Source organism: Chromobacterium piscinae (genome assembly GCF_021129175.1).
Taxonomy (GTDB): domain Bacteria; phylum Pseudomonadota; class Gammaproteobacteria; order Burkholderiales; family Chromobacteriaceae; genus Chromobacterium; species Chromobacterium piscinae.
In genome coordinates, this window is the sequence record NZ_JAJOHV010000006.1 from 42,350 (window position 1) to 56,494 (window position 14,145).

Consider the following 14,145-nt stretch of genomic DNA (forward strand, 5'->3'; position numbering starts at 1 on the left):
AGGAATATGCTTGTTGTCGCGTGCTGCTCGGTCATGGCGGCCGGCTGCGGCACGCCGGGCCTGTTGCAGAACACGGATGAGCGCATCGGCGACGTGCAGGACGCATCGCGCAAGGCCGGCGCGGAGTTGGCGTATCCGGCGGCGGAGCTGGTGGAGCGGAATGGCGGAGCCTGGCTTGCCCATCGTTCGGTCGTGATGGATGAGGCGGACGCGTTGCCGGCTCGCTTCGAGGAGCCGGCCAGCTTCGCATCCGGCAGGGCATTGCCGCTGTCGCTGCTGCTTGAACAGATCGCCAAGGAGCAGGGAGTCGTCATCCGTCTGGCGCGCGATATCTTCAGCGCCGGGGCGGCGAAGCAGACCGGCGCCGCGCCGCAGACGGCGGCGCTGCCGGCGCTGCAGCCGGGTTTGGGAGCATTGCCGCTGCCCGCAGCGACTGGAGGCGATGGAGAGCCCAGGGCGCAAGTGAATTACAGCGGCAGCCTGCGCGGCTTGCTGGATGCCGTGGCCAACCGTACCGGCACCTACTGGGTGTACCGCAGTGGGGCGGTCAAATTCTCTCGCTTGCTTACCCGGACTTTTCAGATCAAGACCATGCCGGGCACCTCCAGCTATGTGGCCAAGGTGGGCAAGAGCTCGCAGAGCAGCACTGGCGGGGGCGGCACCGCTGGCGGTTCCAGCCTGAATTTCGGCTCGGACTCATCGGTCAGCATGAATTCGGAAATGAAATACTGGGACCGGCTCAGCGATACGGTCAACAGCATGCTGTCGCCGCTTGGGCGGGCGGTGTCGTCCGAGATGACCAGCTCCATCACGGTGACCGATTCGGCCGACGTCATTGAGCGCGTGAGCCGTTACGTCGATGGCGAAAACGCGGTACTGGGGCGGCAGGTCAGCTTGTCGGTGCAGGTGTTTTCGATCCGCCTGACCCGCGACTCTGCGGCCGGCATAGATTGGGATCTGGTGTATCACGCAGCGCAAAGCGGCTGGGGCAGCTCGTTCCGGATGGCGGGCAATTCGGATACTAGCCAAGGCGTGTTCGGCATCACGATGGATTCCGGGCAGTTCAAGGGATCGAAAATCCTGTTGCAGGCGCTGAGCCAACAAGGACGCGTGAGCACGGTGGTCAATACCAATGTCGTCACCCTCAATAATCAGCCGGCGCCGGTGGCGGTCACCAGCAACCGCGGCTATCTGGCCCGGGTCACCAGCACGCCCGGCACCAACGGTTCCGGACCCAGCGTTGGGTTGGAGCCGGGCCTGATCTCGACCGGCTTCGTCATGAATTTGCTGCCGACCTTGCTGAACAACAGCAGCGTCATGTTGCAGGTTCAGATCGATCTGTCCGAGTTGATGGGGATCGATGAGGTCAAGTCCGGAGACAACCTGATCCAGACGCCGAATACTTCGTCGGTGCAGACGATGCAGCGCGCGGCGCTGAAGTCCGGACAGACGCTGATCCTGAGCGGGTTCCGCCAGGCCAGGAACAATACGCGGCGCAAGGGCGTGATTGCGTACGAGGGCGGCACGAAGACCGCCTCGCAGAGCGACGAGGAAGTCATCGTGGTCATCTCGCCGCAACTGACCGAGGGCGTGTGAGGTGTCCCGGCTGCTGTTCGGCAATCTGGTTGTCGAGGTCCAGTGGGAAGCGCTGCTTGGGCTGAGCAAGGAAGCGGACGAGATCCGCGAACTATCCTCACGTCGGGGAACCAAGCAGTTCCTGGTGTTGCGCAATCAGCTGGGTCCGCATGTGGTGGGCTTGGCCGACTTGCCCGGCAATGTGCGCAAAACGGCGTATTTCGCTCTGGCCGGCCTGCTCCGGGAAATGTCGGACGATGACAACATTCTCTTCCTGCATACCGATCCGGAGGATGCGGAAAGCCTGATTTTCATCGCCATACACGAGGGCAAGCCGACATATGACCGCGTGGTTTCCCGCGGCGAGGCCATCGCCGCGGCCAGGCAGTTCATCCAGGAGGTCGGGACCGGGGTCACCGTCTTGGGCGATGTGTCCGAAGGCCCGCTGGTTGCGACCAGGTTGCTCGATCTCGAGCATATCGTCAGCGCGCTGGCCGATGAGGATAAGGCGGCGTCACGCTTCCAACCCTTGCCTGGCGGCGGCCGCTGGGCGGTCGCCTTGTTGATGCTGGTTCTGGCGGGCATGGGGTGCGGCGCCTGGTGGTGGACCCAGGAACAAGAGCGCGAACGGCTGGCGAGCCTGGCGACGCTGCAGGCGGCCAGCCCAGATCCGGCGGCGATCTATCGCGGCCAGATGGAAAAAGCCTGGCAGGGACTTCCGTTGCGGCATGGCGTGGGGTATGCCCGGGCGATGCAGGGCGTCGTCCAGCAATTGCCGTTGTCGGCGGGCGGATGGCGGATCAGCCGCATGTTTTGCCAAAACGGCGTTTGCGCGCTGACTTGGCTGCGCGGGGTCGGGGGCACGTTCGAAACCTTGCTTGCGCAGCGCCGTAATGTCCGTTTCCAGGACATGAATACTGCGGAGGAGAGCCTGGATTTCGCTCCGCCGGCCGGCGCTCCCGCGATTGAAGCGATGGATGCCTCGCAGTTCTACCTAAGGGCTGGTGTGCGGATGCAGATGCTGGATGACTACGGAAAATCCTTCTCTGGGGAAAGCCGGCTGCAGGTGGCCTTGAACAAGATAGAGCCTCTGGTGCCGGTGCCGCCGGAGTTAAAGAGCCGGGCGGTCCAGCTTCGGCCGCTGGGCAAGGGGGACTGGATGCTGCAAGGCCATCTGGCGTTTCTGGATTCCTTGCCGGGCCTGATGGAGAAAGCCAACAACATGACGATAGATCAACTCGCAGTGACGGTAGATGACAAGAATCCCGCATTTTCGGCGAAGGGAGCGTTCTATGTCCGCTAATCCGCTGAAATGGCTGGCGCTCGCCGGGTTGGCGCTGGCTTTGCCCGCGGCGGCGGAAACCGTAGACAGTTTCGCAAGAGGGGCGTTGTCGTCGAGCGGCGGCATGCCGCCGCTGCCCGCCGCGGGAGCCGCGCCCGCACTGCCAGGGCCGGGGGGGGAGGCTGCGGCGCAGCCGTTCGACCTGATGTTTATCCAGAGCCGGGGCAAGGTTCGCAAGGCTTATATCGTGGTGGGCGGAAAATACGGCCGGGCAGTTCAGGCCGGCGACATGTTGCAGGAGTGGAAGATCGCGGCGGTGGGCGAAGACTATGTCGACATGGCGCGCCGCGGCAAGCGGACGCGTTTGCTGATGGATGCCGGCGCGGCGATCTCGGAGCCGCGCTGAACGCGGGAAGGAGTGGATCGTGGAAGTGTGGAAATGGTTGACTGGCGCGTCGCGGCGGGATGAGGGCGCGGAGCGCAGGGCACATGCCCGGAATGCGACGAGAGGGGTGAGAGCCATGCCGGCGAGCCCGATCGCCCAGCTCAAGCTGGAGGCTATCCGGCATCAGGGATGGCGGCAGGAGAGCGAACTGATATTGCCCGGCCATGAGAACGACGCGATGGTGCTGGTCGCGGCCAAGGCGAAGCAATACATCCTGCTTCTGGAAGATGCCGCTTATCGCCAGCTTCGGCACAGCGATCTGCTGCAGCGCTTCGACGCCGGGGTGCGCGGCCGGACCCGTTTCGCTTGTCTCGGCATCTTCGTGGGCAGCATGGAGGAGATCCTGCTGGTTCACTCCCAGCTGCAGCAGCATGGCATGGAGACCGGGCTGAGGGGAGGAGACGCCAAGACCGGCGGCTATCGAAATTTCGACATGGTGATCGAAAAGGCGATCGATCTGCGCGCCACCGATATCCATTTCGAGTTTCGCGACAGCGGCCTGGTCCAGGTTCGCTACCGCGTCCACGGCAAGCTGAGGGACAGCGACCCTAAGGATAAATTGCTGCGCGATTTCAACGCGATGATGGATGCGGTTTCCACTGCTTACAACTCCCGTGCTGACTCCAGCAGCCGCAGCCACAACCATTTCGATGAAAACAAGCATCAAAGCTGCTCCATCAGCCTGGCTATCCAGGGACGCAACTACCAGTTGCGTTTCCAGAGCATCCGGGAAAACCGCGGCGTCGACATTGTCCTGCGGATACTGCTGAACGAGGCGGTGGAGAAGGACATCATGAGCCTGGCTGAGCTGGGCTACTCGGCCGATCAGGTGGAAGCATTGGAGGACGCGGTGTTCCGCTCGCCCGGGCTGACCATCATCGCCGGCGAGACCGGCTCGGGCAAAACCACCACTTTGCGCACGTTGATGACTTACGAGCGCCATTCCGGCAAGAAGTTTTTCTCCATCGAGGATCCGGTGGAGTATATCCAGCCGCATGTGACGCAAATTCCCATCCAGCGCAAGGCGGAGGACAGCCGCAAGGACGGCAGCGAGACCGCGTTCGGCGCGGCCTCCAAGGTCTTGCTGCGCGGCGATCCGGACAAGGTGATGGGCGGCGAGATCCGCGATGTGGAAACCGGTTCGTTCGCCAAGGCCATGACCCAGACCGGCCACCAGGTGTTGTCCACCGTCCACGCCGCCAGCGCTTTCGGCATCATCCCGCGGCTGAGCGACGACGAGGTCGGCATGCCGATCCACGCGCTGGCGGCGCCGGACTTCCTGACCGCGCTGGTTTATCAAAAGCTGGTGCCGGTGCTGTGCCCGGCATGCAGCCAGCCGGCGGCAGGCTGCCTGGATGAGTCGTATCTGCGCACCATCGCCGATCTGGGCATCGATATCGAGGCGGTGAGAGTGGAGGGGGCGGGGTGTCCCGAGTGCCGGCATCTGGGCAGCATGGGACAGACCGTGGTCGCCGAGGTGTGCGAAGTGACTGAGGAAATGTTGCCGCTGATCCGGGAGGGACGGTTCTGGGAGGCGGAGAAGCGCTGGCGCGCTCTGAGCAACGGCCGCCTGGACGATCCGACGATGCTGGGAAAGACCGCGATGGAGCATGCGCTCTACAAGATGTCGCTGGGCTTGCTGGACCCTCGCGATGTGGAGTCGGCGTTCCGCAAACTCAAGAAGTACCGCCCGCTGACGCCGGCGGAGAAAACGGAATGCGCATGAGCCGGTTTCGCGGAGAAGGGCCGGGCGAGGCGAGGAGGAGCCAGTCATGCTGGATTTGCTGAAGCGGTTTTTCGGCATCGCTCCCGCGGATGAGTCGAAATACGCAGGCCTGGCCAAGGCGCGGCGGAAGTTTCTGAAACTGCGCGCCAAATTCTACGGCGATCTGGCCGATTCGATCGAGGACGGCGCCAATCCCTATGAGTTGTTTTCCCACAAATACGCGTTGGCGCGCGAGCGCGGCAACCCGATGGCGCCCTTGTTCGCCTATTGGCGCCAGCGGGCGGCGTCGATGAATCTACGCGGCACCTGGGAGGGAACGGTTCCGGCGGACGATCTGATGGTGATCGGTTCCGGCGAGCGCGGCGATCTGCCGGAGGCGCTGCGCTTTTTGGCCAGGGTGGTGAAAATCAGGGAGGGCAACGCCAAGGCCATCAAGATGGCGGTGGCGTTGCCGATTTTTCTGCTGGTCCTGATGAGCGGGGTGCAGCTGGGGGTGGCCATCGGCATGATGCCCATCATGGAGCAGATCATGCCCGCCGAGCGCTTTCCATTCATTGGCAAGGTGCTGTACTACATGTCGGCGGCAATACGCGATTTCTGGTTTCTGATCTATGGGCTGCCGGTGTTGCTGGGCTTCGCCTATTTCTGGTCGCTGCCGCGCTGGACCGGCTCGCTGCGCAACCGGCTGGACCGCCATCTGCCGTACTCCGTGTATCGCGATTTGAAGGCCAGCGAATTTCTGGTGTCGCTTGCGGCGCTGTCGCAAGCGAATACCGCGGTGTTCGATGCGGTGATGCTGCTGGAGCGCGGCGCCACGCCATGGATGCGCTGGCATTTGGCGCGGATCCGGATTTCGCTTACCGCCAACCGCAGCATCCTGAAAGCGATGGATACCGGTTTGTTTTCCGAGGAGATTTTCGACCGCTTGTCGGAATATTCCGAACGCAGCAATTTCGAAGACGGCATCCGCAAGATAGGGCTTGGCACGATCGAAGAGATCGCCGAGGCGATAGGCGAGCGCTCGGCCATCATGCGCAACGCGCTGGTGGTGATGGTGGGCGGATTCATCCTGCTGACCATCGCCGGCATGATGATGACGGCGCTGGAAGCGGGCAATCAGATTCAGCAAATGACCACCGGAGGGTAATTTACTCTACCTATACAAATAAATATTTATCATAGTTACTATTTTAATTAACTTTACATAGTGGTGGGAGATACTCATGCATGCATTGCCAATACAAACTATGGCGACCCGTAACGGCTCGCTCAAACGCCAGGCCGGCATCGATCTGATCCAGCTTTCGGTCGCCGTCGGCATCATCGCTTTCATTCTGGCGGTCGGCTTTTTGGTGGTGCCTACGGTAATGACCAATATCAAGGTCAACTCGGAAACCTCGGACATTCAGCAATCGGTTTCCAATGCCCTGCGCGTGTTCGGCAGCGGCGCTGACAGCAGCGGCTTGACAACCGATGTGGCGGTCAGCCTCAAACTGTCGCCGCCGGATCGCATCAGCGGCAAAAACATTCTGAACCGCTTTGGCGGCACGGTGGACTGGAGCCATGGCAGCGTTTTCGGCAACGAAGACGGCTTGACGATTACGTCGAAGGGCTATTCGGCGGAAGCCTGCGCCAAGCTGGTGCCGAATGTGCAGGCATTGTTTGCCAGGATCAAGATCGGCGGCACTACGGTGAAGGACACCGCCAATGGCACGGCGCTGAGCGTGAGCTCTCTGGGCATCGCGTGCAATCCTGGCGGCGGCAAGACTGCTGATATCGAGTTCGCATTCACCAAATAACAGCGGCGCCCCGCCGGAAGCGGGGTGGCGGCGAGAGTATCCGGATACATGATGCAAGAAATGATTACCGACGTTCAGTTGCACGTGCGCGACTGGCAGTCCTGCGTGCTGTTTCCCGGACAGATCCGGCCGGCGGACGCGCACAGGGCTTTCCTGCAGGAAATGGCAGAAGCGGTTTTGGCCGAGCAAAAACAGATGGAGCAGCGCTCGGGTTTCACCGTGGCGGTTGGCGGGGCGCGCTGGCGCGTACAGCGCATGCAGCCATTCCGTTACGCCTGCCGCAAGGTGATGGGTCAGGCGCCCAAGCTGAATGAGCTGGGCTTGCTGGAATGCCACGTGCGGATGATGCAGTCGGACGAGTTGAAAAAGAGCGGCGGCTTGGTGCTGTTTTCCGGCCTGACCGGCTCCGGCAAGACCACCACCTTGAATGCGATGCTGGTGTCCCGGCTCGAGAAGTTCGGCGGCTTCGCCCAGACCGTGGAGGATCCGGTGGAGATCGTCATCGAGGGCTGGCATGGCGAGGGCTATTGCACCCAGATCGATGTGACGGATTGTCCCTCGGGGCAGGAAATCAGCTTTGATCACCGTTTCGCCGAGGCGATCACTACGTCCTTGCGCTCCTTCCCGGCGCGCGAGCGTTCGATACTGATGATAGGCGAGGTGCGCGATCCGCATAGCGCGGCAGAGTTGCTGCGGATCGCGGTGGACGGCCACCTGGTCTTGTCCACCATACACTCGCGCGATATTCCCACCGCGCTGAGCCGGCTGGCTTCGCTGGCGCGGGCCGGCGGCGAGATCCAGGCCGACAAATTCATCGCCGACGCCTTGCGCATGGTATTTCACCAGCGCCTGGACAACGGCATTCCGCAAGTAAGTTCGCTGGATGTGCGCGAGCGCAGGGATCTTTACCAGTTCCTGAGCAAGGGCGAGTACGCGCGCCTGGAAGGAGAGGTGGACATCCAGCGACGCATGAACGTTCAGAACAGGGGAAGCTGATGCGCAGGAAGCAGGCAGGGGAGTTGCTGATCAGCCTGGCGATCGCCGTGACCTTGATAGGCATGTGCCTGGCTTATCTGGGGGTGCGCCAGGTGAACGATTGGCGGGAAAGCCGGGGCCGGCAACTGGGCGGCGCGCTGGCGGGGTTGGCCAGAGGCGTGAACAGTTATGTCGTCGAATATCACCCCAAGATCGTAGAGGCCCTGTTTGCTTCCGGACCGCCGATTCCCTTGGTGGACAAGGGCGTGTTGGTCGCCAAGGATGTGTTGCGCCCCACGGTCCAGGAAATTGTCAAGTACGCCGGCATGGGCGGCTTTGGCGACAAGCCGCCGGGCACGGATGGCAATTACCAGATCGTATTGAAGAGGGGCAGTCAATGCGCGGATGCGGCGACTTGCAATATCGACGCGCTGACCTATGTCGATAAACCATTGATTTTGCCGTACCCCTCCGCCTCGGACAAAGTCGACTATGTGGCCGCCGCCGCCGCCGTGCAGACGATAGGAGTCAACGGCGGGATGTCGATGCTGCAGAGCAAGCAGTTTCTGACGTTTCCGGATAACCGCGGGCAGAAGGCGCTGCAGATGGAAAATCCAGCATCGGATCAGCAGGGCGGCATCGTCGCCGTGCGCGGCGGCTATCTGCGCTCGGATATGGACCAATTTCTGCGGCGCGACGGCAGCCGGCCGATGACGGGCAATCTGAACATGGGGGGCGGCAACATCGGCGCCGCCAAGGACATCGCGGGGACGGGCTCGCTGACGATGGATGGGAGTGCGATTGTTGCCGGCAGCATGGCGGCCTTTCAGAACATCACCGCAGGAGCGGATTTGTCTGCCGGCGGCAACCTGACGGTGGAGAAGCTGGCGACGATGAAAGGCGAGCTCATCGCCAAGGAGCGGCTGACCGCCAATAAATACCTGCAATTGGGAGGAGACTCCAGAGCGGTGATTGGGGCGGATTGCTCGCCGAACGGCTTGGTGGGGCGCGATGAGGATGGCTTGATCCTGTCATGCCAGAGGCTGAAGTGGGCGCCGGGCGGTTTTTCGCAAACCAAGCCCGCGGTGGCGGAGGTTGAAACTTGCGGCAAGCAATCGATGCGTCCGCCCAAGGGGGACAGGGGCAATGCGTCGATCGCCTATTGCGAGGAAGGGGCTCGATTGGTGGCGGGGGGCTACTACCTGACTGGCTGGCCCAATCAGGCAGACGAACATCTATATGAGAAGTACACCCTCGCGCCGGAGGAAAGCGCGCCGCTGGCCTTTTACACCATAGCGCGGGACGAATATCCGCAGGGCTTCAAGTCCCGCAACGACGAACGTCCGTTGCCGCGCGACAAGTTGAACCGCGAGGGCTGGTATGTCTGGACCGGGGGGGCGGAGTCGGGCTGCTGGAAGGCTGTAGCCATGTGCACCAAATAAATATGGCCAGGGCGCGGCAACCGGCTGCGTCCTGCGCCGTTTTACGTCTTCTTGATCCATGGCAGCGTTGGTCTGAGGCTGCGGTTTCCTCTCCATGCGTTCGCGCTCCTTCCTTCCTTCTCGCTGCGGACATGGCCGCTGCTGGGCCGCCTTTGTCGCATCCTGACGCATGTTATGAGTAAATTTGATGACTATGTCTTGAGGCGCTGAGCAATCCGGATGGACATTGCGGATTGGGCGCGCATTCTCGATCGCTAAGGCCGCGCATCTAACGCTGTACTCATGGGTGATGACTTCGGCATGTTTCGGCTTCGCCGACTTGTCGCCAGGCCGGGCGCCTGCGGGCAGGGCGGGCCATGCCATTATCCAGGATGAATGAGCATTAAAATACCGGGTCGGCGCGCTTGTGCGGCAATGCGATGTTTCGCGCTTGGCAAGCATTGTAGCGCGTGGATTTGCGTGGAAAATCACCGTTTTGCATGAGCGTTATTTAGCGTTTTTTTAATAAAAAGTTGTGTTAAAGTATGTATCTTAATAAATTATTAATTGGATTTGGCATTGCCGTTGACATGCTTTTCCGTTATTGAAGCTTGCAGCATGTATTGATTGAACGTTCCGGCGGCGGTCTCCCTTGTTGGGTGTCAAGGCGGTTTTGGGCGATTGGATCAGGGTGACGAGTTGGGAATGGGTGTGAAGCGGATGATGATGCGTGTCGTTTTGTCTGGCATATGCTCTGGTGTGTTGGCTGAGACTTCCTTGGATAGGGCTGGAAGGGTTGATAGAGGTTTGGTATGAAAAAAATTCAAGCGGTGCTGAAGGACATTGCGCAAAAATCCCTGCTGCTGGCTAGCTTGATCGATGAGGCGATTCGGGTCGGCGCGCTGACCCAGGAGCGGGCCAATGATCTTGTTCAAGGATTGAGCGTCAGGGGACAGCTGGCTGATAGTCTGGAAACCATGCTGCATTGGTGTGCGGATGATGTCGGCGATCCAGCCGTGATTGAGGAGTTTCAGGAACTTGCAGTCTGCATGCGCGACTATTTGTTCTGGGTGGAAGATACGGTGTGCCAAATCCGGGTCGCTTTGAGGAGCGCCGCTGACTGCGTCGAGCGGTAGAAACACTCGGAACTCATGTATTTGGACCTGCGGCGGCAACGCCGGCGGATTCGACCGAAGGTGGTTGGCAGGCGGTTATTTCGCCTTGAGGGCGGACGGGCTGGAGGCGAGGCATTATTGAATGCTTCTTGAGTTGATAGTCGCGGTCATTCCTTACCTTTCCTGTAGACTTCGTTTTCCGATGATACTAAATCAATATTTTTGTTTTTTTTATCTTGAATTTGGCATGTCAGGCTATTTGCCGTGGTGGTGGTCGCCCAGGGACGAGCTGGGTGTTTTTATGCCCGTTGATTGTCTGACAATGGTGGTTTGTGTTTCTGGCAGCGCGGCGGAGTGGCTGGCAACGTACCGTTTTAAAATGCGGATAACCCGGACATGGAGGAGGCTCATGTATGAGCGGCGTAGTCGTTGGCGTTCGTGGAAATGAATTTTTGTGACCTTGTGGTACACTCTAGTAGTAATGAAACTAAAAGAAACTGTAACCTCCGGGCTGCGCCAAGAGGCAGGGTCACTCATGGTAACTGAGTGAGGGGAAAAGACATGTACGATGACGGACGCGTATTTTTGGTTGCGGGCTATTGGGCAAAACTTAAGAAAGCGTTCTCGGCGGCTTCTGTGTATGTCATTGCGGACACTGCGACCGTCGCATCCAGTTTGGCAAAGCGTTGCATGCCGCAGTTTCAGCCGGCGGGTGTGATGAGTCTGGCCGAAGTGCGTCGATATGTAAATTACATGAATCGGATCGCCGCCGGCGACGAGGCTTGCCTGATGCAAGAGGGGGTGGCTTTTGGCGATGACGGCCGCCTGCCCGCGGAGCGGGTTTTCGTTGTTGTCGGGTTTTCTAAGACTCATGCGCCGGACCGGAATCCCGTGGTCAATTTCGTGGCTGCGCGCAGTGAGGCTGAGGCGGCGGTTCTGCAGCAGGGCGCGATGCCTAGTCTTTCCGTTTCTGGCGTGGTGGATTTGGCCAGATTGACGGAGTTGTTGTACCGAATGGAAAGGGTGGCAACTGGAGAGGTGCCGGCGCTAAAAGAACATGGTGTCATTCGGTAATGATCGGGTCTATCGCAAAAAGGTGTGACAGATGTCTACGGTGAACATCCCGGTGTATGAACGTCAACTTGCGGCGGTATTGCCGGAGGAGTTGCAGGCTTGCTACTTCAGGGGCGAGGTGCCTGAGTCGATGCGGCAACGGTTTGACGAGTGGAAGGCCGGCGCTTTTCTGGATGGAGCGCCGCCGGCTTCCATGACGGAAAGCAATGTAGCGAAGTTTTTCCTGAGGGCGGAGGCGCTCGGGGCGCGGGATGCGTTGGGCGCCATGGCGTTGTCCGTGTTGTTCCCCATGAGCAACGCGCCCATCACCGCGCTGGATGCTGCTGCGGTGAGGCGCGCTGCGGTTGCCGGCCACGCTCAGCTGGCGCGAGAGCTGGTGGATATGGCCATCCATCCCGCCGATGTCGCACCGGCCAACCGCCAACCGCCGGCCGCGGATCGGCGCCTGGCCGAATCGGCGCAGCCTGAAGGGGAAAGCATTGACCGCAATTTGCTGGATTTTTTTCAAATGCGAGGCAATGCCAAGTACCGCAAAGACTTGATGATTAATGTGGCGCTGGAGGAGGCTCACGGCGCCAAAGGGCTTGCCGAGCGGGTGGAGCGGCGCATGGGCGTCCTGGCCGAGCCGGAGCGGGGGTGGGTGAAGCGACTGCTGGATGGCGAGCCGCCCGCCGACGTCATGAAGGATGTGCGCCGCGCCAAGGCGCCTTAGATCCAAGTATGGTTTCGCCGAGCGATGGCCCTTGGGGCCATCCGGCGCAGTGTCAAGGCTGGCTGCTAGCCCTGCCCCAGGGCTGTCTTCAGATACCAGGCGGCGATTTCATTTCCCCAGAGCAACGCTACCGCGGCTGCGCCGATGAGGTAGGGGCCGAATGGTTGTGGCGCATGGCCGTCAATCTTCCGCATCGCGATCAGCGCGCCGCCGGCCAGCGCGCTGCTTATGGCGCCGAGTCCGATAATCAGCGGCAGTTGCTGCCATCCTAGCCAGGCTCCCAAGCCTGCCATCAGTTTGACATCTCCGGCGCCGAGTCCATCCCGTCCTGTGCATAGGCGGAACGCGGCGGCGATCGCCCGCATCAGCAGATATCCGGCCATCGCGCCGATTACCCCGTCTTGTAGTGGAATGAATAGATGAAAGAGATTGGCGGCTAGACCCAGCCACAGCAATGGCTGGGTCAGCGTGTCTGGCAACAGTCTGACATCAAGATCAATCAGCGCCAGCGCGGACAGCAGGAACAGAAAAACCAGGCTGGCGATGGCGGTGGGATGGGGGCCTAGCCGCCAGCCTATTCCAAAGAAGGCTAGGCCGATGCCGAGCTCGACCAGGGGGTAGCGCAAGCTGATCTTGGCGGCGCAGCCGGCGCAACGTCCGCGAAGCAGCAAATAGCCAAGAAGCGGAATCAGCGTCCATCCGGCCAGCGGGGCATGGCAGGCGGGGCAATGCGAGCGCGGGTGGGATAGGGTCAGCGTTTCAAGCGGCGGCATCGGCTGGCCGGCGGCTTCGGCGCATTCGCGTCGCCAGGCGGATTCCATCATTTTTGGGAGCCTGTGAGCCAGCACATTCAAGAAGCTTCCAAGCAGCAAGCCCAAGACCAGCAGCGCGGTGGCGAATTGAGCGGTGAGTGCGGCGTTTAGGCTGAGCCAGGAAAATAGCCCTGTCAGCGCGATGCTCGCGCTTCCGATGAGAAGCGCGCTTTTCCGGTCGATCATGTGTTCCTGGCTTTCTTTCGGACAAGGTTTGTCAGTGGGAATGTGGCATGCAATTTTTGTGATCCGCCAACATAAAGTTTGATTTAGTATCTACTTCAATATAACATATTTCTGGCATTGACCTATGTGACGAGGTGTCGGAATGAGTGGAATGCATGATTTTGGCGATGCGGAAAGCCTGGCCTTGGATAGGGAGGAGCCTGGTTTTGCCGATGAGCGCTCAGCCGCGCGAGATGCATGGCGGCAATCTTTGCCGCACCAGGACTTCAAGATGGAGGAAAGGCCCGCGCACCCGCTGCAGGGGGGCAAGCCTAAGCGCGATATCCGGCGCGTGGCGGTGCTGGCGTTGATCGCATGGCTTGTTCTCACCCTGCTGGGGTTGCTGTTATGGCAGAAGTTTTTGAGTCCGCAGCCGATTGTCGAGCCGCTGGCGGCTGCTGCGGCGCCTGTCAGCCGGCCGGCGATGCCGGCGCCGCGTCAGAACGCTGCGAAAATTGGCGCGGCATCCGCGGCGGCCGGGCGTGCTGCGCCGCCAATGCTTGCCACGCGGACCAACGCTTCCGCCCCGTTTGCCGCTCAGCAGTCTGCAACGGCGCCGGATGCGCCGACATCCGCTCCATCCGGGCGAAAATCCGCGGCTCCGGCGCTTGACCCCAGGGCCATCAACCAGAAGTCCGCGCCCCCGGAGGAAACGCTGGCGGCCAAGGTCGCCAGGCTGGAGGCGGAGGTGAAAGCATTGACGGCTCGCAGCCGGCCGGAGAGCGCGCATAAGCCGGTTGCCGCCGGACATGGACGGAAGGCGCGGGATTTGAGCGTGCTGGGGATGTCCTCCACATCTGTGTGGGTGACGCAGCCGGATGGCCGCGCCACTGAATTACAGGTAGGCGATCGCTTCAGGAACGGCGAAGTGATTCAGCGCATAGACCAGCAAGCGCAGGTGATCGAAACGGATCATGGCCGCTACAAGGTCAACCTCTAGCCAGCGGCGCAGGCTGGATGACGGCAGCGCCATCGGGCGCGGAT

13 protein-coding genes are annotated in these 14,145 nt (G+C 61.0%); 12 read left to right on the forward strand and 1 reads right to left on the reverse strand.

The genetic code is table 11. The annotated features are described in order from the left end of the window. Positions 1-6: 6 nt before the first annotated feature. The 11 genes from pilN (at position 7) to LQR33_RS01695 (ending at position 12,124) form a co-directional block, all read left to right on the forward strand. Positions 7-1,596 carry a PilN family type IVB pilus formation outer membrane protein gene (gene pilN, locus LQR33_RS01645; protein ID WP_221664527.1) on the forward strand — a complete coding sequence of 530 codons (1,590 nt, stop codon included), beginning with the start codon at positions 7-9 and terminating at the stop codon, positions 1,594-1,596. Position 1,597: 1 nt separating this feature from the next. Next, positions 1,598-2,878 carry a type 4b pilus protein PilO2 gene (locus tag LQR33_RS01650; RefSeq protein WP_221664526.1) on the forward strand — a complete coding sequence of 427 codons (1,281 nt, stop codon included), beginning with the start codon at positions 1,598-1,600 and terminating at the stop codon, positions 2,876-2,878. Beyond that, positions 2,868-3,263, forward strand: coding sequence for a hypothetical protein (locus tag LQR33_RS01655; protein ID WP_166440445.1), 396 nt, complete (start codon positions 2,868-2,870; stop codon positions 3,261-3,263). Before LQR33_RS01650 ends, LQR33_RS01655 begins: the two co-directional genes overlap by 11 nt. 115 nt (positions 3,264-3,378) lie before the next feature. After that, entirely contained in the window at positions 3,379-5,028 is a 1,650-nt protein-coding gene (locus LQR33_RS01660) for a GspE/PulE family protein (RefSeq protein ID WP_231467172.1), read from the forward strand. 46 nt (positions 5,029-5,074) lie between these two features. Continuing rightward, complete coding sequence (locus tag LQR33_RS01665; protein WP_166440447.1) at positions 5,075-6,175, forward strand: type II secretion system F family protein; 1,101 nt, start codon at positions 5,075-5,077, stop codon at positions 6,173-6,175. A gap of 76 nt (positions 6,176-6,251) precedes the next feature. Continuing rightward, on the forward strand, positions 6,252-6,827 hold the full coding sequence (locus LQR33_RS01670) for a type 4 pilus major pilin (RefSeq protein WP_231467175.1): 576 nt from the start codon (positions 6,252-6,254) through the stop codon (positions 6,825-6,827). Between the two features lie 60 nt (positions 6,828-6,887). Then, positions 6,888-7,823 (forward strand): ATPase, T2SS/T4P/T4SS family, encoded by a 936-nt coding sequence (locus tag LQR33_RS01675; protein WP_221664523.1) that lies wholly within the window; start codon positions 6,888-6,890, stop codon positions 7,821-7,823. 23 nt (positions 7,824-7,846) lie between these two features. Next, on the forward strand, positions 7,847-9,244 hold the full coding sequence (gene pilV, locus LQR33_RS01680) for a shufflon system plasmid conjugative transfer pilus tip adhesin PilV (protein ID WP_205692589.1): 1,398 nt from the start codon (positions 7,847-7,849) through the stop codon (positions 9,242-9,244). A 791-nt stretch (positions 9,245-10,035) separates the two neighbouring features. Continuing rightward, positions 10,036-10,359 carry a hypothetical protein gene (locus tag LQR33_RS01685; protein WP_166440451.1) on the forward strand — a complete coding sequence of 108 codons (324 nt, stop codon included), beginning with the start codon at positions 10,036-10,038 and terminating at the stop codon, positions 10,357-10,359. 540 nt (positions 10,360-10,899) lie between these two features. Further along, on the forward strand, positions 10,900-11,412 hold the full coding sequence (locus tag LQR33_RS01690) for a hypothetical protein (RefSeq protein ID WP_221667116.1): 513 nt from the start codon (positions 10,900-10,902) through the stop codon (positions 11,410-11,412). 40 nt (positions 11,413-11,452) lie between these two features. Continuing rightward, a complete protein-coding gene (locus LQR33_RS01695) occupies positions 11,453-12,124 on the forward strand; it encodes a hypothetical protein (RefSeq protein ID WP_231467177.1) in 672 nt (223 codons plus the stop codon). 65 nt (positions 12,125-12,189) lie between these two features. Here LQR33_RS01695 and LQR33_RS01700 read toward each other — a convergent pair whose 3' ends face one another. Further along, entirely contained in the window at positions 12,190-13,122 is a 933-nt protein-coding gene (locus LQR33_RS01700; RefSeq protein WP_231467179.1) for a prepilin peptidase, read from the reverse strand. Between the two features lie 151 nt (positions 13,123-13,273). Here LQR33_RS01700 and LQR33_RS01705 point away from each other — a divergent pair, with 151 nt between their 5' ends. After that, entirely contained in the window at positions 13,274-14,101 is an 828-nt protein-coding gene (locus LQR33_RS01705; RefSeq protein ID WP_221667115.1) for a hypothetical protein, read from the forward strand. Positions 14,102-14,145: the final 44 nt, after the last annotated feature.